The 20124-nt window shown below is 67.4% G+C and carries 16 protein-coding genes; 5 read left to right on the forward strand and 11 right to left on the reverse strand.

All coding sequences use genetic code 11. The features are described 5' to 3' along the window. Positions 1 to 113 precede the first annotated feature (113 nt). The 7 genes from rpmA to ACQP1T_RS31190 form a co-directional block, all read right to left on the reverse strand. Positions 114 to 380 (reverse strand): 50S ribosomal protein L27, encoded by a 267-nt coding sequence (gene rpmA / locus ACQP1T_RS31160; RefSeq protein ID WP_040687721.1) that lies wholly within the window; start codon positions 378 to 380, stop codon positions 114 to 116. Between the two features lie 40 nt (positions 381 to 420). Next, the gene (gene rplU / locus ACQP1T_RS31165; RefSeq protein ID WP_040687720.1) at positions 421 to 732 is read right to left on the reverse strand and encodes a 50S ribosomal protein L21; all 312 of its coding nucleotides are present in this window, start codon (positions 730 to 732) and stop codon (positions 421 to 423) included. A gap of 300 nt (positions 733 to 1032) precedes the next feature. Next, the gene (locus ACQP1T_RS31170) at positions 1033 to 4182 is read right to left on the reverse strand and encodes a translation initiation factor IF-2 N-terminal domain-containing protein (protein WP_433756603.1); all 3150 of its coding nucleotides are present in this window, start codon (positions 4180 to 4182) and stop codon (positions 1033 to 1035) included. Between the two features lie 484 nt (positions 4183 to 4666). Next, a complete protein-coding gene (gene ndk / locus ACQP1T_RS31175) occupies positions 4667 to 5083 on the reverse strand; it encodes a nucleoside-diphosphate kinase (protein WP_433756604.1) in 417 nt (138 codons plus the stop codon). Positions 5084 to 5177: 94 nt separating this feature from the next. Then, a complete protein-coding gene (locus ACQP1T_RS31180; protein WP_433762432.1) occupies positions 5178 to 5504 on the reverse strand; it encodes a DUF4233 domain-containing protein in 327 nt (108 codons plus the stop codon). Positions 5505 to 5746: 242 nt separating this feature from the next. Beyond that, a complete protein-coding gene (folC, locus tag ACQP1T_RS31185) occupies positions 5747 to 7207 on the reverse strand; it encodes a bifunctional tetrahydrofolate synthase/dihydrofolate synthase (RefSeq protein ID WP_433756605.1) in 1461 nt (486 codons plus the stop codon). Beyond that, the gene (locus ACQP1T_RS31190) at positions 7204 to 9882 is read right to left on the reverse strand and encodes a valine--tRNA ligase (RefSeq protein ID WP_433756606.1); all 2679 of its coding nucleotides are present in this window, start codon (positions 9880 to 9882) and stop codon (positions 7204 to 7206) included. Before ACQP1T_RS31190 ends, folC begins: the two co-directional genes overlap by 4 nt. Positions 9883 to 10404: 522 nt before the next feature. Here ACQP1T_RS31190 and ACQP1T_RS31195 point away from each other — a divergent pair. Continuing rightward, positions 10405 to 11085, forward strand: coding sequence for an AAA family ATPase (locus ACQP1T_RS31195; protein ID WP_433756607.1), 681 nt, complete (start codon positions 10405 to 10407; stop codon positions 11083 to 11085). A 10-nt stretch (positions 11086 to 11095) separates the two neighbouring features. On the opposite strand, the gene ACQP1T_RS31200 is transcribed toward ACQP1T_RS31195, so the two are convergent. Together ACQP1T_RS31200 and ACQP1T_RS31205 are read right to left on the reverse strand one after the other, a co-directional pair. Next, on the reverse strand, positions 11096 to 12052 hold the full coding sequence (locus tag ACQP1T_RS31200; protein WP_433756608.1) for a YegS/Rv2252/BmrU family lipid kinase: 957 nt from the start codon (positions 12050 to 12052) through the stop codon (positions 11096 to 11098). Continuing rightward, the gene (locus ACQP1T_RS31205) at positions 12049 to 13626 is read right to left on the reverse strand and encodes an FAD-binding oxidoreductase (protein ID WP_433762433.1); all 1578 of its coding nucleotides are present in this window, start codon (positions 13624 to 13626) and stop codon (positions 12049 to 12051) included. Before ACQP1T_RS31205 ends, ACQP1T_RS31200 begins: the two co-directional genes overlap by 4 nt. A gap of 184 nt (positions 13627 to 13810) precedes the next feature. On the opposite strand from ACQP1T_RS31205, the gene ACQP1T_RS31210 reads away from it, so the two are divergent. Together ACQP1T_RS31210 and ACQP1T_RS31215 are read left to right on the forward strand one after the other, a co-directional pair. After that, positions 13811 to 14419 carry a TetR/AcrR family transcriptional regulator gene (locus ACQP1T_RS31210; RefSeq protein ID WP_433756609.1) on the forward strand — a complete coding sequence of 203 codons (609 nt, stop codon included), beginning with the start codon at positions 13811 to 13813 and terminating at the stop codon, positions 14417 to 14419. A 60-nt stretch (positions 14420 to 14479) separates the two neighbouring features. Next, the gene (locus ACQP1T_RS31215; RefSeq protein ID WP_433756610.1) at positions 14480 to 16033 is read left to right on the forward strand and encodes a glycerol-3-phosphate dehydrogenase/oxidase; all 1554 of its coding nucleotides are present in this window, start codon (positions 14480 to 14482) and stop codon (positions 16031 to 16033) included. Position 16034: 1 nt separating this feature from the next. Here the strand turns inward: ACQP1T_RS31215 and ACQP1T_RS31220 are convergent, their stop codons facing one another. Then, complete coding sequence (locus ACQP1T_RS31220; protein ID WP_433756611.1) at positions 16035 to 16577, reverse strand: GNAT family N-acetyltransferase; 543 nt, start codon at positions 16575 to 16577, stop codon at positions 16035 to 16037. 5 nt (positions 16578 to 16582) lie between these two features. After that, positions 16583 to 17254 (reverse strand): TetR/AcrR family transcriptional regulator, encoded by a 672-nt coding sequence (locus tag ACQP1T_RS31225; RefSeq protein WP_433756612.1) that lies wholly within the window; start codon positions 17252 to 17254, stop codon positions 16583 to 16585. Between the two features lie 251 nt (positions 17255 to 17505). Here ACQP1T_RS31225 and ACQP1T_RS31230 point away from each other — a divergent pair, with 251 nt between their 5' ends. Next, on the forward strand, positions 17506 to 18342 hold the full coding sequence (locus ACQP1T_RS31230) for an SDR family oxidoreductase (RefSeq protein WP_433756613.1): 837 nt from the start codon (positions 17506 to 17508) through the stop codon (positions 18340 to 18342). A gap of 323 nt (positions 18343 to 18665) precedes the next feature. Continuing rightward, positions 18666 to 20111 (forward strand): FHA domain-containing protein, encoded by a 1446-nt coding sequence (locus ACQP1T_RS31235; RefSeq protein ID WP_433756614.1) that lies wholly within the window; start codon positions 18666 to 18668, stop codon positions 20109 to 20111. Positions 20112 to 20124 lie beyond the last annotated feature (13 nt).

Here is a 20124-nt window from a genome sequence, read left to right on the forward strand (position 1 = left end):
AATCATCCTCCTCGGTGGTCAGGGATTGGGGAACGCGATCTTTCGAGAACGCGAAAAGCGGGCCAGGGAATGCACCCTGACCCGCTCAGCTTGTCCGAAATGGCTAGAGGCGGTCAGGCCTCGGCCGGCTCCGGAACCACGATGTTGACGGTCTTGCGGCCACGCTTGGTGCCGAACTCGACCTTGCCCGCCGCCAGGGCGAACAGGGTGTCGTCGCCACCACGGCCGACGAGCACACCGGGGTGGAAGTGCGTGCCACGCTGGCGAACCAGGATCTCGCCCGCCGAAACGGACTGGCCACCGAAACGCTTGACGCCGAGTCGCTGGGCATTCGAGTCGCGACCGTTGCGCGAGCTGGATGCACCCTTCTTATGTGCCATTTCTGAACTCCTGTGAAGTAATTCGAGAAAGCGCGGAGGCTTACTTGATGCCGGTGACCTTGAGGACCGTCAGCGGCTGACGGTGACCCTGACGCTTGTGGTAGCCGGTCTTGTTCTTGAACTTGTGGATGCGGATCTTCGGGCCCTTGGTGTGCTCGACGACCTCTGCGGCCACCGAAACCTTGGCCAGCTTGTCCGCATCGGTGGTCAGCTCGGCGCCGTTCACCACGAGAACCGGGGCCAGCGCCACGGACGAACCCGGCGCACCCTCGATCTTCTCGACCTTCACCAGGTCACCGACCGCGACCTTGTACTGCTTTCCGCCGGTCTTGACGATCGCGTACGTTGCCATCGGTCGGCTGCCCTTCTTCCTGTAATGCGCGCGGCTCGTGCTCGCGCGGCTGCGTGCTCCCGTCCGGATGACTCCGGCTGGAAACCACAGCACTCTGGTCTGGTAGTCATCGCCGCCTCAGCAACCTGATGGCTCTCGGCTTCGAGCCGAGTCACAAACACAGCGCGGATAAGCGCTGTCGCGGGGCAGCGACTGTCCAAGATTACAGGACGGATACCACCCCGACCAAACCGGTGCCGCTAAAGGCAGGACCCCCGCCGCGAAATGCGGCGGGGGTCCCGAGTTTTCGGACCGTGGCGATCAGTTCGCGTCGTCCACCGGCGGTCCGGCGGGACGACCGACGGCCCGGCGGCGCGGCTTGCGCGTCGGCACCACGACCGGCACGTCCGCCGTGTAGTCCACCGCGGGCCCTGCGGCACCCTGTTCCGCCGTCGGCAGCACGAAGACCGCACCGGTGCTGTCGGCGGCCGGTGCGGCCGCCGAACGCGCGACGCGACGTCTGCGGCCGGTCGGACGGGGCGCGGATTCGGACACACCGTTGGCCGATGCCGCGACCTGCTTCGCAGCGGGTTCATCCACCACGGACGTCGAAACCCCGGGCTCGACCGGCGCAACGACCTTCTCGGATGCGGGCCCGACGGCCGCCTCGGCCACCGATTCCGCCGCTGCGGCTTCCTCGGTTACGGCCTCCGCGACTTCCTCGGCAACCGCCTCCGCGACTTCCTCGGCGACCGCCGCAACGGAGTCGGAGACCACGACCTCCTCGGCCGGAGCCTCATCGTTCGCCGCGACCACATCGGCAACGTCCTCGACATCCTCCACGGGCGCCGCGTCCTCCGACTGATGCGCCGCCATCGCCAACGCCACCGGATGCGCCCGCTTGACCGCGATCTCCGCCTCGTCTTCGACAGGGTGCGCGGTGCCATTGCCGGCCGCGGCGGGCGCACTCGCCGCCGCGCCCTTGTCCCGGCCACGCCGGCGCCGCGATCCGGTCTCCCGGCCGCCGCGGGCACCGTCCTCGACACCCGTCAGCTCTACCGGGTAGGTGTGCACGAGGATGCCGCGACCGTGGCAATGCTCACAGGTCGTCGAGAACGCCTCGACCAGGCCGGTGCCCAGCTTCTTGCGGGTCATCTGCACCAGGCCGAGCGAGGTCACCTCGGAGACCTGGTGCCGGGTGCGGTCGCGGCCCAATGCCTCGGTCAGCCTGCGCAGCACCAGATCCCGATTCGACTCCAGCACCATATCGATGAAGTCGACGACGATCATGCCGCCGATATCGCGCAGCCGCATCTGGCGCACGATCTCCTCGGCCGCCTCCAGATTGTTCCTGGTGACCGTCTCTTCCAGATTGCTGCCGCCCGCACCGGTGAATTTGCCGGTATTGACGTCGATGACGGTCATCGCCTCGGTCCGGTCGATCACCAGGGTGCCGCCCGAGGGCAGCCACACCTTGCGATCGAGCGCCTTGGCGAGCTGCTCATCGATCCGATAGGCCTCGAAGACATCGACACCGTTGTTCTCGTGCCGGGCGACCCGGGCGAGCATATCCGGCGCGACCGTGCGGATGTAGTTCTCGACGGTGCTCCAGGACCGCTCACCCTCGATGACCAGCTTGGAGAAGTCCTCGTTGAACAGGTCGCGAATGACCTTGACCAACAGGTCAGGCTCTTCGTACAGCGTCTTGGGCGCGCCGTTGTCCTTGACCTCGGCGGCCTTCTCGATGGTGCGCCAGGTCGCCTGCAGCCGCTCCACATCGCGCGCCAGTTCGGTCTCGCTGACACCCTCCGACGCGGTGCGGATGATCACTCCGGCATCGGCGGGCACGATATCGCGCAGGATCTCCTTGAGCCGCTTGCGCTCGGTATCGGGCAGCTTGCGGCTGATACCGGTGGACGAACCGCCCGGCACGTACACCAGGAAGCGTCCGGCCAGACTGATCTGGGTGGTCAGCCGGGCGCCCTTGTGCCCGACCGGATCCTTGGAGACCTGCACCAGCACCTGATCGCCGGGCTTGAGCGCCTGCTCGATCTTGCGCTCCTTACCGCCGAGACCGGCGGCCTCCCAGTTCACCTCACCGGCATAGAGCACACCGTTGCGGCCGCGGCCGATATCGACGAAGGCCGCCTCCATCGAGGGCAGCACATTCTGCACCTTGCCGAGATAGACATTGCCGACCATCGACGCCGAACCGGTATTGGTGACGAAGTGCTCGACCAGGATGTTGTCCTCGAGCACCGCGACCTGGGTCGCGGTCGGATGATCCGGAAGGCTCTTCTCGCGCACCACCATGACCCGGTCCACCGCCTCGCGGCGGGCCAGGAACTCCGACTCGGTCAGGATCGGCGGGCGACGGCGACCGGCCTCGCGACCGTCACGCCGACGCTGCCGCTTGGCCTCGAGCCGGGTGGAGCCGGTGATGCCCTGCACCTCGTCGACGGTGGCGCGGCTGCGGCTCTTATTGCGCGGCTCACGCTCGTGCACGACGGTATTCGGCGGATCGTCATCGGAGACGGCTTCGCTATCGGCGCCCTCCCCCGCTACCTTGCGGCGACGACGGCGACGGCGACGACGGCTCGCCCCCTCCGGCACACCGGATTCGTCGTCCTCGGTCTCGGTGTCGTCGCTGGTCTCGGCTTCGGCCTCGCCCTTGGCGGCGGTTTGCTCGTCCTCGACGCTCTCGTCGGCGGCTTCGGTGTCGTCGCCGTCGGATTCGGCGTCGGTGTGCTGTTCACCCCGGCCCCGACCACGACCACGACGGCCCCGCCGACGACGACGCGGCTGATCCGCCTCGCCCTGTTGTTCGGTCGACTCGTCCTCGGTGGTCTCGGGCTCTTCCTCGACGGTTTCGACCGCGGCTTCCTCGGCGCGAGCGCTGTCGCGCTCGGCGCGGCGGCTTTCCCGCTCGGCCCGACGCCGCCGTCGCGCCTCTTCGGCGGCCGTTGCGTCCGGCGGTAGGAACAGCGGAGCGGCGACCGAGGCCGCGGCCTCGAAGACGACCGGCGTCGCGACATGCTGTTCCGGCGGAACCGAATGGGTGAACAGCTGTACCGACGGCTGATGCGCCGCCGGCTGCTCCCCCGATGGCAGCAGCGATCCGGACTGGTCGATCGGCTGGTCCGGCGCGGAGAAGATGGGGCCCGGCTCGGGCTCCGGCGCCACCGGCTCGACGGCGACCGGCTCGGGCTGGGCGGCAACCGGTTCTTGCGCGGCGGCTTCGGGCTCGACGGCCTCGGATTCCACCGTGCCGAGCGCATCGCGGACAGATTCCGCTACCGCTCGATCGACATTCGATTGCGCACTACGTGCGTCGGCACCCAACTCGGCGAGCTTGGCCAGGATGCGTTTGCTGGTTACCCCCAGCCGCTTGGCAAGCGCGTGAACTCGGATTCGCTCCGGCAATTGTTCGGCATCCTGTGATGTTGTTGTCAGCGGCTCTTGATCGGCCACGAAGTCTCCTCGGGTCCCCGGGCGCGTCCCTCCTGGCAGGAGTGACGCGGCCGACGCGGGGGCACTGTCCGTTCACCTCACGCGGTTGGCGCAAGGTCAAGTGGTCTCGCCCCGCATGCCCGGTTAACACCATTTTGTTCGTCGTCGGGCTAACTGGTCACGCGGCGCCTGGCTGTTGGCTGAACTCCACGGCGCGAGCGCTCATCCAGCGTGCCGACGCGAACCTCCGACCCTAGCAACGGGCCAGCTGTTCGTAGCAGCGATGATCGGCATCGAACCGCAGTGTCATCCGGTTACCTTCCGGCACCGATCGTCCGCGTACCTGCGCGAACAGTCGGCTCCATCAGCAACCACTGCCAGTATCCCACACAGTGCGGCGACGGCTCGCCATCGCCGCACGACTTCGCCTCGCTGGCGCTCGGCTACGTCCCGCGGCGACGCCGGCTGCGCTATGTGTTCGCGCAGCTCACGCCTCTTGCACTACTCAGGCCGGGAACTCGGGAAACCAGAGCGCGATTTCCCGCTTGGCCGATTCCGGCGAATCGGAGCCGTGCACCAGGTTCTCCTGGGTCTCCAGTGCGAAGTCGCCGCGGATGCTGCCGGGGACGGCCTTCTCGACCGGATCGGTGCCACCGGCGATCTGACGGAACGCCGCGATGGCGCGCGGACCCTCCAGCACGGCCGCGACGACCGGGCCGGAGGTGATGAACTCGATCAAGGACCCGAAGAACGGTTTCTCGGCATGTTCGGCGTAGTGGCCGCGCGCCAACTCGTCGGATACCTGCTTCAGCTCCAGGGCGGCGATCTTCAGCCCCTTGCGCTCGATCCGGGCCAGCACCTCACCGACGAGGCCACGGGCCACACCGTCCGGCTTGATGAGTACCAACGTCTGCTCAGTCACGGCGCTCAGCCTAATAGGCGATACCCCCGGTTACCGAACCGGCGGCTAGGAAGCGCCCTGGATGCCGACCATGTCGAGCACCCGCAAGCAGTCGCTAGCGCTGACTCGGCAGCAGGCCGAGTTCCATCCGGCGTTTGACGTCGGCGCGCAGCACCAGGATGAAGCCCCAGACCGCGGCGAAGAAGATGCCCATGATGCCGATGGACAGGTGCACGAAGACGCCGAGGATCAGCAGGACCTGCAAGCCCAGATTGAACGGGATGGCCCATGTGCGGCGTTGCAGTCCGGCACCGAGGATCATCACCAGCGCGAGGACGACGAGGTAGCTGCCGGAGAACCAGCCGATACCGCCACCGACGGACCCGACCACCGGCAATGCGAGCAGCACGGTGATCGCCTCGAGGATCAGCGTGCCCGCCATGACGCCGCGCAGACCCTTCCACGGGTCGGTGGCGGGCGGGCGGACCTGCGGCTCCCCGTCGGGCCGCTCGGGCTCGGCGGCATCGCCGGTTGGATCGGTCACGCTGTCTCCTTCTCGGCATTCGCGGGTCCCAGGTGCTTACGCATGCCGCCGCGTCCGGACCGTGCGACTCATGCTGTGTTCATCGCGGTATTCGCGGGGCCCTGCGTGGTTACACACGCTGCCTTCTCCTGACCTGACGCTCATGCCGGGTCCTTCCCGAACAGGGCGCGCGCGGCACCCGCGGTGACCACCGATCCGGTCACCACGACGCCCGCACCGGAAACCATCTCGCCCGCATCGCCGACCTCCTCGGCAATGGCGATGGCCGTTTCCAACGCATCGGGCAGGGTCTCCGCGGTGACCACCCGTTCGTCACCGAAGCGCTGCACGGCGAGGTCGGCGAGGCGTTCGATGTCCATGGCGCGCGGCGAACCATTGTTGGTGACGACGATCTCGTCGAATACCGGCTCCAGTGCGTCCAGCATGCCCGCCACGTCCTTGTCGCCGAGCACCGCGACGACACCGACCAGCTTGCGGAAGTCGAATTCCGTGGTCAGCGTGGCGGCCAGCGCCCGCGCGCCCGCCGGATTGTGCGCGGCGTCGATGAAGATGGTCGGGGCATTGCGCATGCGCTCCATCCGCCCCGGGCTGGTGACGCTCGCGAAACCGGCGCGCACCGCCTCGATATCGAGCTGCCGATCCGCACCCGCGCCGAAGAACGCCTCGACCGCGGCCAGCGCGAGCACCGCATTGCGGGCTTGGTGCTCACCGTGCAACGGCAGGAAGATCTCGTCGTAAACCCCGCCGAGGCCCTGCAATTCGAGCTGCTGGCCGCCGACCGCGATCTGGCGGGCCAGTACCCGGAACTCCGAACCCTCGCGCGCCACCGCGGCATCGACCTCGACGGCCCGGCGCAGCAGCACATCCATGGCCTCGGGTTCCTGCTCGGCGATCACGGCGACGGTATCGCGCGGCACCAGGCTGTCCGGGGCACGTTTGATGATCCCGGCCTTCTCTCCCGCGATGGATGCGAGATCGTCGCCGAGGAAATCGGTGTGGTCCAGACCGATCGGGGTGATCACCGCGACCTGTCCGTCGATGACATTGGTCGCGTCCCAGCGACCGCCCATACCGGTCTCGACCACCGCGACATCCACCGGCGCCTCCGCGAAGGCGGCGTAGGCCATGCCGGTGAGCACCTCGAACTTGCTCATGGCCGGACCGTCGGCGGCCGCGGACTGCTTATCGATCATCTCGATATAGGGCAGCAGTTCCCGGTAGGTCGCCACGTACATGGCCGGAGAGATCGGCATGTTATCGATGCTGATCCGCTCGGTTGCCAGCTGCAGATGCGGGCTGGTGATCCGGCCGGTGCGCCGGTGCAGTGCGGTCAGCAGCGCATCGATCATCCGGGAGACCGAGGTCTTGCCATTGGTGCCCGCGATGTGGATGGCCGGATAGCTCTGCTGGGGTGAGCCGAGCAGATCCATCAGCGTCGCGATGCGCGACAGCGATGGCTCGATCTTGGTCTCCGGCCAGCGCCGGTCCAATTCCGCCTCGACCAACGCCATTTCGGCGAGGTCGACCGGGGACGGCCCGGAGCCGAGCCGCGGGTTCGGCTGCTGGTCGTCGCCGTACTGCGGCTCCGGTTCGGTGTTCATTTGCCGCTCAGTTCCGCCAGCCGGGCACCGATGCGCGCGACTTCGGCCTCGGCGACATCGCGACGTCCCTTGATTTTGTCGACCACCTGATCCGGAGCCTTGGCCAGGAAGGCCTCGTTACCGAGTTTTGCTGTGGTGGTTGCCAATTCCTTCTCGGCCGCGGCGAGGTCCTTCTCCAGGCGGCGGCGTTCGGCATCCAGGTCCACCGCGCCGGAGGTGTCGAGCTCGACCGTCACCGTCGACCCGCTCAGGCGCACCTCGACCGAAGCGGTCGCGGCGAATTCGGCGCCGGGCTCGGTGAGCCGGGCCAGATTGGTCACCGAATCGTGCAGTTCGGTGAGGCCCGCCGTGTCCAGGCCGATCAGCTTGGCCGCCACCTTCTGCTTATCGGCCAGCCCCTGGTCGCTGCGGAAGCGACGGATCTCGGTGATCAACCGCTGTGCATCCGAAATACGCTGCGCGGCAGTCATATCCGTGGCAACGCCGGTGGCCTCCGGCCAGGTGGCGACGACGACGGATTCGCCGCCGGTCAGCGCCCGCCACAGCGATTCGGTGACGAACGGAATGACCGGATGCAGCAATCGCAGCACCGCATCGAGCACATTGCCGAGCACAATGCTGGTCGACTCGGCGCGCGAACCACCGGCGGCGAACTGCACCTTGGACAGTTCCAGATACCAGTCGCACAGTTCGTCCCAGGCGAAGTGGTACAGCGCCTCGCACGCCTTGCCGAATTCGTAGGCGTCGAAGGCCGAATCCACCTCGGCGCGAACCTGTTCGAGCCGATCGATGATCCAGCGGTCGGCGTCGGTGAGTTCGGCGCGCTCGGGCAGCGTGCCCGGCTGCGCACCGTTCATGAGCGCGAACTTGGTGGCGTTGAACAGCTTCGTCACGAAGCTGCGCGAGGCGAGGGCATGTGGTTCACCGACCGAGAGGTCACCGCCGGGCTGCGCACCGCGCGCCAGGGTGAAGCGCAGCGCGTCCGCGCCGTAGGAGTTGATCCAATCCAGCGGGTCGATTCCGTTACCACGCGATTTGGACATCTTCTTGCCGTACTGATCGCGAATCAGGCCGTGCAGGAACACATCCTTGAACGGCACCTGCTTCGCGCCGCCCTTGCCCGCGGTCAGCACGTGGTCGTCGGAGACGAAGGTGCCGAACATCATCATCCTGGCCACCCAGAAGAACAGGATGTCGTAGCCGGTGACGAGAACGCTTGTCGGATAGAACTTCTGGAGCTCCTCGGTGGAATCGGGCCAGCCCATGGTGGAGAAGGGCCACAGGCCGGAGGAGAACCAGGTGTCGAGCACATCCGGGTCCTGCACCCAGCCCTCGGGGGCGGTCTCGTCCGGGCCGACGCAGACCACCTCGCCGTCGGGTCCGTACCAGATCGGGATGCGGTGGCCCCACCACAGCTGGCGCGAGATGCACCAGTCGTGCATGTTGTCGACCCATTCGAACCAGCGCGGCTCCTGGCTGGTCGGGTGAATCACGGTGTCGCCGTTGCGAACCGCGTCACCGGCGGCCTTGGCCAGCGACTCCACCTTGACCCACCACTGCATCGAAAGGCGCGGTTCGATCGCCTCGCCGCTGCGCTCGGAATGTCCGACGCTGTGCAGATACGGCCGCTTCTCGGCGGCGATCCGGCCCTCGGCGGCGAGCCGCTCGCGCACCTTGACCCGCGCCTCGAACCGGTCCATACCGTCGAATTCGGTTCCGGTGCCGGTAATCCGGGCGCGCTCGTCCATGATGCTCGGCATCGGCAGGTTGTGTCGCAGACCCATCTCGAAGTCGTTGGGGTCGTGCGCGGGGGTGATCTTCACCGCGCCGGTGCCGAATTCGGGGTCGACGTAGTCATCGGCGATGATCGGGATCTGGCGTCCGGTGATCGGATGCTCGAGTGTGCTGCCGATCAGATCCTTGTAGCGCGGATCCTCCGGATGCACCGCCACCGCGGTATCGCCGAGCATGGTCTCCACCCGGGTGGTGGCCACGATCACATGCGGCTCATCGTCTTTCAGCGAGCCGTAGCGCAGCGAAATCAGCTCGCCCTCGACATCCTCGAATTTGACCTCGATATCGGAGATGGCGGTGCGCAGTTCCGGCGACCAGTTGACCAGGCGCTCGGCCCGGTAGATCAGGCCCGCGTCGTAGAGGCGCTTGAAGATGGTCTGCACGGCCCGGGAGAGTCCGTCGTCCATGGTGAAGCGGTCACGGCTCCAGTCGACGCCGTCGCCGAGCGCGCGCATCTGCCACTGGATCTGTCCGCCGGACTCGCGCTTCCAGTCCCAGACCTTGTCGATGAACAGTTCGCGGCCGAAGTCTTCCTTGGTCTTGCCGTCCACCGCGAGCTGCTTCTCCACGATGGTCTGGGTGGCGATGCCCGCGTGGTCCATGCCCGGCAGCCACAGCACCTCGTAACCCTGCATGCGCTTGCGGCGCGAGAGGGTGTCCATCAGGGTGTGGTCGAGCGCGTGGCCCATGTGCAGGCTGCCGGTGACGTTCGGCGGGGGCAGCACGATCGAGTAACCGGGCTTGTCGCTGGCGGGGTCGGCGGCGAAGTAACCAGCCGCTACCCAGCGCTCATACATCTCGGCCTCCACCTCGCTGGGAACCCAGCTCTTGGGGAGGGCATCGGCACGATTACGCGGGTTGTCAGGGGCTGCGCTGGTCACCCCGGCATTCTAGTGGGGTGCCCGCTGAGCTCCTAAAAGTGTCGGGCCCTCTGGCAGAGTGCCCGCTGTCCAGGGCCGCTGCCCGGGTCCGGGAGCCCGGCGCGACCAACCTCAGTGGACGCCGACGGCGTGACCCGCACGCCGATTTCCCGGATACGCCGCAAAAGGGGCCAAGGCATAAAGACGGCGGAGTCTTCGGTGGATGAGGGACACCGAAGACTCCGCCTACACCCGGAGAGCTTACCGCCGAAACCGGCCCGAGCTCCGAATCCACAACTAATTCTCAGCTTCTTGACGAGTTCATTACGCGGATGCCGCAACGGCACCTGCTGGCGCCCGCGACGGCGCGTCCACTGCCCGGATCGGCCGGTGCGCACCCGGCTGCGTTCGCCCGCGCGCCGGGTCCCGTCATCGGGGGTGAACGCGGGCACGGCGGCAATGCGCCCCAGCTCACGAAATACCTTGCGAGAATCAGGGTTTTCCCTGTTGCCGAAACGAATCGGGCTAGGGAGCCTGGAAGAGGTGAACCCTCCGCTTGATTCGCCTTATCCCGGTTCGCAACCGCGACTCCCCGATATCCCGGTCGTAACACCGGATTCCGTGCACGATCTACGCGGACACACGATCGAGGAATTGCGATATCCAGCGAGGACGGCGCTGATCGTGGCCGGAATTCCGGGGGCGGGCAAGAGTACCGCGCTGCGATTGTTCTTCGGCGCGCAACCCGATGCCGAGCAGCCGCCGCATGGCCCCGGGGGATCGGTGGTCATGGATTCGCACCATTCGCGAAATCGGTGGCGGCACAAGCTCGGTCGACTCCCGTATCCGTTGTGGCGGCCGGTGGTGCACGTCGCGCATTACGCCGGAATCCGGTCCGCACTGCGCGACGGCACCGGACCGGTGGTGATCCATGACTGCGCCACCTTCGGATGGGCCAGACGAATGATCGCCCGCTGGGCCAGGCGCTACGGCCGAGAGCTACACCTGATCCTGCTCGATGTGCCCGCCGGTGTCGCACGCGCAGGTCAGTACGCCCGCGGACGTCGGATCAATCCGGTCTCGTTCACCCTGCATTGCCGACGCTGGGATCGCCTCATGGACGCCGTCGACTCCGGCCGTCCACCGCCGCCCGAGCCCGTGTCGACGGTCGTGCTCGACCGAACAACCATCGACCGCCTACGCCGGGTCAGTTTCGCGGCGTGACGAGTAGCAATCAGGGGACCAGTACGGTAAGCGCGCCGGGGACCGCGCGCAGCGTGACAGGGAGCGTGCCCGCGGGTTCGCCGTCGGCGGTGGCGGGAGCACCGGGCGCGGTGAGAGTCACCTGGGTGACCCGATACTGCTTGGATTCCGGGTGATCGATTCGCCTACCCGCCGAAAGGGCGGGCAGCAGGCGCAGCATATCCAGGCGCGAAACCGCGCCTACGACAGTCAGATCCAGTAGCCCGTCGTCCATTACCGCGTCCGGGCAGACCAGCATGCCACCGCCATAGGTGCGGGTGTTGCCGATGGCCACCATGACGGCGTCGGTCTCGATGACGGTGTCGGCGTCCGGATTGTCGAGCGCACCGGGAACAACGCCGGACAGCTCGATTCGATACGGCACAGTGAAGCGACCGGAGATTTCGGCCAGTGCGGCGAAGGTATAGCGCAGCGGACCCTTGGGCCAGCGCATATCGTTGGCGCGCAAGGTGACTCGCGCATCGAACCCGGTACCGGTGACGGTGGCGAACCATTTGGGTGTGAATCCGGGCGACGGCGATTCGATGCGGCCGAGGTCGATGGTGCGGGTGCGGCCGCCGAGGATCAGGTCCGCGGCCGCGACGGGATCGTCGGTGGGCACACCGATTTCGCGCGCGAGATCATTGCCGGTGCCCGCGGGGATCAAGCCGAGCGGAACACCGGTCCGCGCGATGGCTTCCAGTACGACATTCATCAGTCCGTCGCCGCCGATGCAGACCACCGCATCCGGCTGGGCGCTGCCGGTGATCGAATCCCGCACCTGGCGTACGGATTCGGCGGCCGATGGTGCGCGGACCTCGGTGATCTGGACGCCCTTTTCGGCGAATCGCGCCAGCGCGGCCGCCGCCACCTCGTGTCCTCTGCCGACACCGGACTGCGGGTTGGTCACCACGGTGATCGCCCGCACCGGACGGACATCCTGTGTCACGGGACGAGCTTTCCGGGGTTGAGGATGCCCGCGGGGTCCAATTCCCGCTTCACGGCTCGCAGTACGCGTACACCCAGATCGCCGATCTCGTCCGGAATCCAGGGTCGGTGGTCGACACCGACCGCATGATGGTGGGTGATGGTGCCGCCCGCGGCCACGATCGCGTCACCGACCGCGCGTTTCGCGATGTGCCATTGGGCTATCGGATCGTCCAACTGTTTGGCGATAACGGTGAAGTACAGCGACGCTCCGGTCGGATAGGTGTGCGAGATGTGGCACATGACCAGCGGCGGCGTGCCCTGTCCGGCGAGCGAATCCGTCAGTGCCGCAGTCGCCTTCGCCTTGAGCTCGGTCAGATTCGACCAGGTCGTCGCGGTTTCCAGGGTTTCGCACAGCACACCGAGATCGAGCAGCGCATCGCGCATATAGGGTGCGGCGAAACGCCCGTGCTCCCATTCCTGAGCCGGGGTCCGCCCCAGCGCGGTCCCGCCCGCGGCCGCGAGTAATTCCCGCGCTTCGGCACTGCGGCCAACGACATGCGCCGCAGTACCTTCGAAGGTGGTGATGGCCAGACAACCGGCCACCGGCTCACCGCCGATATCGGCGGAGCGCGCCAGATTCACGCCGGTCTCGACTTCGTCGGATAGCCGCAGCACCGTTGGCATGGCACCCGCCTGCACCACCGAACGCAGTGCGGCGGCGCCGGTTTCGAAGTCCGGAAATGACCAGGCCTGGTAACCGATGGTCTCCGGCACCGGATGCACCCGCAGCGTGACCTCGGTGATCACGCCGAGGGCACCCTCCGACCCGACGAACAATTCACGCAGGTCCGGGCCCGCGGCCGAGGCGGGCGCGCGGCCGAGTTCGATGGTGCCGCTGGGCGTTGCGATCTTGAGGTGCTGGACCATGTCGTCGAAGCGCCCGTAGCCCGCCGATGCCTGACCAGAGGATCGGGTTGCCGCGAATCCGCCGATGCTGGCGAATTCGAAGCTCTGCGGGAAATGGCCGAGCGAAAGTCCATGAGCGGCCAGGAGTTCCTCGGCCTCGGGACCGGTAAGTCCCGCGCCGAGGGTGGCGGTGCCACTAATCGGATCGATCTCCGAAATACCGTCCAAGCGGCGCAGATCCAGCGCGATGACGGTATCGAAGCGACCGCGGACCGGGTCGACGCCGCCCACCACACTGGTACCGCCGCCGAAGGGGACGACCGCGATGGCGTTCTCGGCGCAGTAGCCGAGCACCGCGAGCACCTGCTCGTGATCGGCGGGAAAAACGACGGCGTCGGGGGCGTCCTGCGGACCATCGGCGCGACGGCGCAGCAGGTCGGGGGTGCTTTTGCCACCCGCGTGCAGCAGACGATCGTGGTGGTCGACCGAAATGCTGCCCACGCCGACCACCGCGACCAACCCGTCCCGTTGAGTCGGCGTCAGCGCCGACTCGCGTAGCGGCACATCGCCCTCATCGCGGCGCGCCACCGGGTCACCGGACACTCCGAATACCTGCGTCAACAGGTTCCGAATCGAAGCCGAGAGCGGCTTGTGTCCGGCGGGGATGCCCCAGGCGTCCCAAACCATACTCGCCACATGCGTCGGCTCGCCCGGGTTTGTGGCGGGCGCACCGGTCTCGGCGGACCCGATTTCGTCGGCGTGCTGTTGCGTCTCGACCATGCGTTACAGTTTGACATAGACTGTCAAGCAGTAACGATCAGGCTTTCGTTTTCGGCACTTCGGTGCCGCCGACACCCGGTGGTGATACCCGATGACTTCCGCAGCGTCCGTCCCCGATGACACGCTCACGGCCACCGATCTCGCGATCCTCGACGCGGCAAGGGCCTGCGTCGAGGAGTTCGGGGTGCGCCGCACCACACTGACCGAAGTCGCCCGCCGCGCCGGTGTCAGCAGGCCGACCGTCTACCGGCGCTGGCCCGATACCGGATCGCTGGTTGCCGAACTGCTGGTGCGCGAACTGCGCGCGATCGTCACCGACACCATGCCCGCCGCGGGCGACGCGCGCACCCGACTGGTCGAAGGGGTCGTCGCGGGTGCGGCGACGATTCGGTCGAATCCGTTGTTCGGCAAGATCTTCCGCACCGATACCGATCTGATGCTCACCTACGTCTTCGGCCGCCTCGGCCGCAACCAGCGCGCACTGATCGAGCTGTTCAGTGCGGGCATCCGAGCGGGCCACCGGGACGGCACGATTCGCGCGGGCGAGCCGGAACAGATGGCGACCATGCTGCTGCTCATCGCGCAGTCGGCGGTGCAGTCGGCCGGCACGGTCGCACCGCTGCTGGCCGGGGCCGCGCTGGATACCGAGTTGGGTCGCGCGATCGACGGTTATCTCGCTCCTGTGGCGAAGCCGCGATAACAACGCCCAACCGCGAACGACCGAATACCCCGGCGAGCTCCGCCACCGAAAGGGATTGTGATGACTGCGAATTCGGCTGCTGCCCACGGGAATTCCGCGCTGAATGCCGGACGCCGCAATCGTGAACTACAGCTGCTCGGCGACGGCGTCGACATCGATGTGCTGGTCATCGGCGGCGGCGTGACCGGAACCGGTGCGGCGCTCGATGCCGCGGCACGAGGACTGCGGACCGTGCTGGTGGAGCGCCACGATCTGGCATTCGGCACGAGCCGGTGGAGTTCGAAGCTGGTGCACGGCGGACTCCGATATCTCGCCGGCGGGCAGGTCGGCATCGCACACGAAAGCGCGGTCGAGCGTGGGATTCTGCTCACCACCACCGCACCGCATCTCGTCCGCCCGCTGCCACAGCTGGTGCCGCTGCTCCCGGAAATCGGTATCGCACAACGGACTTTGATCCGCGCCGGTTTCCTCGCCGGGGATGTCCTGCGCCGCAGCGCGGGCACTTCCCCCGCGACACTGCCGCGTTCGCGTCGGGTCGCCACCGCCGAGGCGCTGCGGTTGGCGCCGACCGTGCGTCGCGACGGATTGCGTGGCGGCCTGCAGGCCTGGGATGGACAGCTGGTGGACGATGCGCGACTGGTAGTCGCATTGGCTCGCACTGCGGCCGCGCACGGCGCGACGATCCTCACTCGCGTGGAAGCCCTTGACGTAACCGGAGATTCGGCCACCCTGCGCGACACCCTGACCGGCGAAGCCATGACCGTCCGGACCCGCACGGTCATCAATGCCACCGGCGTCTGGGCCGATCAGGTCGACCCGAGCATCGAACTGCGCCCTAGTCGCGGCACCCATCTCGTTTTCGATGCCGAATCATTCGGCGGACTGACCGCTTCGCTGACCGTCCCCGTACCCGGCAGTACCAGCCGTTTCGTCTTCGCCTTCCCCGCCGCGCACGGCCGGGTCTATCTCGGTCTCACCGATGAGGATGCCCCCGGCCCGGTTCCCGACGAGCCGAAGCCCACCGACGCCGAAATCGATTTCCTCCTCGACACCATCAACACCGCGCTCCGAGAGCCATTGACCCGCAAGGACATTCGCGGCACCTACGCCGGACTGCGCCCCCTGCTGCGAACTGCCGACAACAGCACCGCCGATATCTCCCGCCAGCACGCGGTGCTGCACTCCCCGACCGGCGTCATCACCGTTGTCGGCGGCAAACTCACCACCTACCGTCAGATGGCCGAGGACGCCGTCGATGCGGCGCTCGCGCACGGCAACCTCACCGCTGGGCCGTGCCGAACCAAGCGACTTCCATTGGTCGGCGCGGTCTCCGGTGCCGCTCGCGACCGGATCACGGCCCCGACCGTGCTGGTCGAGCGCTACGGCAGCGAGTCTGCGGCCGTACTCGAAGCGGCCGACCGGAATCCCACTCTCGCCGAACCGGTCGCCCCCGGAATCGACGTCACCGCAGCCGAATTCGCCTTCGCGATCACGCACGAAGGCGCCATCGACACCGAGGACCTGCTGGACCGCCGCACCCGGATCGGTCTCGTCCCGGAGGACCGTGCGGCGGCCATGCCCGCGGCGGAGGCCGCCTTCGCACGGCAGCATTGACTCACTCCAACTGCCAGGAGTCGAGTTCGGCGCGCATGGCGGCCCGCGGCCAGAGATCGAGGCCGTGCGCGGCCTCGGCGGCCCGGATTTCGCGTAATTCCGTGGTCTCCTCGGCCGGCGTCAGAAAGCGGAAGCCGAGGCGTTCGTAATACGGGCCGTTCCAGGCGACATCGATGAAGGTGGTCAGCGTGATCGCCTGCATCCCTTGGGCTTTCGCCCAGCGCACGGCATGGTCGATGAGGCGTTTACCGATCCGCTTGCCCGCGTGCTCCGGATCCACCGAGACCTGGTCGATATGGGCATTGCCGTCGACGATTCCGAGGATCAGATAGCCGACCGGGCGGCCAACGTCATCGGGATAGATCCAGGCGCGGCCCGCACGCTGGAATTCCCGGAGCGTATCCAGTGTCGGCGGCTCATCATCGGCAACGGCCATCATGCCGATGTCGGCGAATGGTTTGCCTGCCGCGCGCTCGATATCTTGCAGTATCGGCAGGTCGTCCTCGACCGCCGGTCGAATCATCCGCATGGACGATTCTCCCACGACATTCATTCGACCGGAGTCGCCAGGATGCCGTTGATCAGCGCACGCAGCGCCCAGCGTGACCGATCGTCGCCGCCGCCCGCCAGCATTTGTTCGCGCATCGCCACCAGCGTCGGATACCTCTCGGCGGGCAATTCGGCGAAGTGCCTGGCGACCTCGGCGATGTAGTCGTGCTCGTTGGTGTCCTTGGTGTTGTAGGTGCTCTGCTCCACGGCCTGCGCGGATATGTGCAGGTAGATCAGATCGACGGCCCAAGAATTGGTCTGCGGGTCGACGCCGCCCTCGGCGAGCAGGGCAAGCAGCCGCTCGACGATCCGCAGCGCGTTCGGGCTCGTCGGTATCGAGCCGAGCGCGACCAGTGCGAGTCCCTCGTGTTCGGACATCGCGCGCACGGTCGTCTCGACCAGTGTCGTGAGCCGGTCGCGCCAGGTTTCGCCGGTCGGCTCGGGCACCGTACCGAGCACCTGGTCGAGCATGGCGGCCATCAGATCGTCGCGGTTGGCGACGTAGACGTAGAGCGAGGCCGCACCGGTATCGAGGTCCTGCGCGACGCGGCGCATGGTGAGGGCTGCCGAACCGTCCCGGTCGAGGATGCGCAGGCCGGTCTCGACGATGACGTCACGGCTGAGAGGTGCTTTCGCGGGACGGGCCCGGCGGCTGACGGGTGCGGCGCTCATCCCTGGAGCATACGCGCTGACGAACATTGTTTGACACGAACATCGTTCGCCTCTTAGGGTTCATGTCGAACGCCGTTCGTAACGATCGTCGTTCCGTCAACTGCGCGGGCATGGGCTCTATCGGTCGTAATTCTGGTCGTCGCCTGGGCCGATCCTGGCCGGATTTCTCACCGATGCCGATCTAGTGCGGCTGCCACGCCATGCCAGGCCGCGCAACCGCAGTGAACCACTCTCACCCCCAAGGATTTCTGATGATTCTCATTACCGGAGGCCGCGGCACGGTCGCCACCAATCTCTTGTCCCTGCTGCGCGCCGACGGCCACGCGGTCCGCATCGGTTCCGGCCGCCCCGGGCAACTTCCCGCGGGAATGCCCGCCGTCGCCTGCGACCTGCGGAATCCGGCCACCTTCGCTGCCGCACTTGACGGCGTCACCTCGGTATTCCTGTACGCGGAGCCCGAATACATCGCGGAATTCGCCTCCGCCGCAACCGAAGCCGGGGTTGGCCATATCGTGCTGCTGTCCTCGTCCGCGGTGCTCGATCCGGATGCGATTACCAATCCGGTCGCGAAGTCGCACCTGGACGCCGAGCTCGGACTCGCCGACACACCGATGACCATCTCAGTGCTGCGTCCCGGCGCCTTCGCCAGCAATGCCCGCGGCTGGTCATTCGCTATCAAAGCCGACCGTCCGGTCAGCCTGCCCTACCCCCATGCCTACGCCGATCCGATCCACGAACTCGACGTCGCCGAATGCGCCCATGCGCTGCTCACGAAACCGGACCACCGTGGTGGTGTCTATGCCCTCACCGGACCGCAGACCTTGACGTTCGCCGCGCAGATCGACCTGATCACCGAGGTCACCGGTCGCACCGCGACCATCGCCCACGTCACCCCCGACGAGTGGAAACAGCAGATGGCCGAATTCATCCCCGCCCACTACGCCGACGGGCTGCTCGACTACTGGCGCCGCTGCGACGGCGTCCCGACCCCGATCACCGACACCGTCACCACCCTCACCGGCCACCCAGCCCGGTCCTTCACCACCTGGCTCGAAGACCACGCATCCGAGTTCACCGGCTGCCCCTGATCGGGCAGGCTCATCGCGCACCGACCCGGGCAATAGGAATCACCGAGGCGGTCGATAAGAGTCCGGTCGCGGTCCGCCAAGCCGTCGTCGGTGTGGGCCGCCACTGGCGTCGAGTCGCAGGATCCGCGCCGCGTTCCGAAACCGCACTGCAGAGCCTGCTCGAAGACAGAACCCGTGCGAGCACGCAGTGGTGCACGACACCTCGTCGAGCAACGCCGATAAGAATCACTGCGAATGCGCGCTCGCGGTTCGTCGACGGCCGGTTTCGGGCGCTGGGCACGTTCTATGCTGGACGCCGGTAGTGGTCCGGGAAGGAGGCGCGAGTGCGGAATGACGCGTCTACGGTGGGGATTGCGCCCGGCGATGGTCTGATCGCACGCTTCGGTGCGGTTGTCGTCTATCTCGCGCGCGAAACCCCTTCCACGGACCGGATACTCGGTGCGATCGAGGCCGTCGCCGATGCGCGCCATCCCGGGGCGGCGATCGCGCAGCGGCTGGCCGCCGTGGTTTTCGGCGGCAATTCCGAACCGCCGCCGTTCGGCGTCATCGCGCCGACGGCCGACGGCACCGTCATTTTGCTGCGCGGACAGGTCAGCGCGGAGATCCAGGGCGCAGAAGGAACCCGGCGCCTCTCCGGAGCCCGCGCATTCACCTGGGTAGACGAAATCGTGCGAGAACCGGTGCGCCGGATCATGGTCGGCGCGGACGCGGCCTTCCCGATACACGAACTCCCGCGCACCGACCTGCGCGCCGGAATCGTCCCCGGCAGCGGCTTCGTCCTGCGCATAGCCGCCCGCCGCACCGGAAAATCCGCGGCCACCCGAGCCAGCGCCACCGGCACCCCCTCCCCCGCCGAACCCCCACCCACCGCTCCGGCCGGATTGGAAGCCCTCCACGAGCCGACCGCAAAACCCGAGGCCACCCCGCGCATCGGCTCGCCCCGACCGGCCAGATCGGCTCAGCCGCACGCCGCCGACTCTGCCGAATACGACGAGCCAACCGAAAAGGCCGGACCAACCGGATCGACGGACGCTGGCAGGTTCCCGCAGGAATCGGCTGCGCGACCCGCGGGATTCGGCGAGTCGACAGATAAGGTCGGGGCCGCGGGATCGGCGGCCGGGGCGCGCACAGGCGCGTCATCATCGAAGGCGCGGCGGAGTGGTTCAGCCCCTTCTGGCGCATCCGTGCAGGCAGGTGCGCCGGAGGAAATCGGTACTCAGGCCATGTCCGCCAGGGAGCGGGACGAGGTCGCCGGGACCCGGGCGGATGCTGCTGCGCGGCCGGAACCGATTGCGCTGCACAAGATTCCGGCTTTACAAGGGGTTCGGCCGCGGCCTCTGCGTCCGGTCGGCGGCCCGAACAACCAGGAGAAATCCGGGACGGGACAACCGGTCGGCGCGCTGGTTCTCGCGGACGGCTCCGCGTTTCCGCTGGACCGGCCGTATGTCGTCGGCCGCAGCCCGATGATCGACGAAGCGGTTCGTGCCGCCACTGCCACGCCCCTCGCGGTCCCGCGCGATCGCCACGTCTCGCGGGTGCACGCCTACGTCTCGGTCGACCGCGGCAAGGTCTACGTCCGCGACGCCGCAACCCCCGCAGGCACTTTCATCGCCGCCCCCGGTGCCGACGAATGGACCCGCATCGGCACCACCCCCACCGAACTCCACCCCGGCTGGAGCCTCCGCATAGGCCAACGCATCCTCACCTACCGCGCCGACGACCGACTCGAGCACCCAACCGAGGCCACCAGCAAGCGCCGCCGCTCGTGAAGCTCGCACCGAC

This window comes from Nocardia sp. CA-135398 (assembly GCF_050955845.1).
In the GTDB taxonomy this organism is placed as follows: Bacteria; Actinomycetota; Actinomycetes; order Mycobacteriales; family Mycobacteriaceae; genus Nocardia.

Excerpts from the sequence above, each read along its gene's own strand:
- rpmA (WP_040687721.1), bottom strand. The coding sequence starts at position 380 with ATGGCACATAAGAAGGGTGCATCCAGCTCGCGCAACGGTCGCGACTCG.
- rplU (WP_040687720.1), bottom strand. The coding sequence starts at position 732 with ATGGCAACGTACGCGATCGTCAAGACCGGCGGAAAGCAGTACAAGGTC.
- ACQP1T_RS31180 (WP_433762432.1), bottom strand. The coding sequence starts at position 5,504 with ATGGCGGGCACGCTGATCCTCGAGGCGATCACCGTGCTGCTCGCATTG.
- folC (WP_433756605.1), bottom strand. The coding sequence starts at position 7,207 with ATGAACACCGAACCGGAGCCGCAGTACGGCGACGACCAGCAGCCGAAC.
- ACQP1T_RS31205 (WP_433762433.1), bottom strand. The coding sequence starts at position 13,626 with ATGGTTTGGGACGCCTGGGGCATCCCCGCCGGACACAAGCCGCTCTCG.
- ACQP1T_RS31210 (WP_433756609.1), top strand. The coding sequence starts at position 13,811 with ATGACTTCCGCAGCGTCCGTCCCCGATGACACGCTCACGGCCACCGAT.
- ACQP1T_RS31215 (WP_433756610.1), top strand. The coding sequence starts at position 14,480 with ATGACTGCGAATTCGGCTGCTGCCCACGGGAATTCCGCGCTGAATGCC.
- ACQP1T_RS31225 (WP_433756612.1), bottom strand. The coding sequence starts at position 17,254 with ATGAGCGCCGCACCCGTCAGCCGCCGGGCCCGTCCCGCGAAAGCACCT.
- ACQP1T_RS31230 (WP_433756613.1), top strand. The coding sequence starts at position 17,506 with ATGATTCTCATTACCGGAGGCCGCGGCACGGTCGCCACCAATCTCTTG.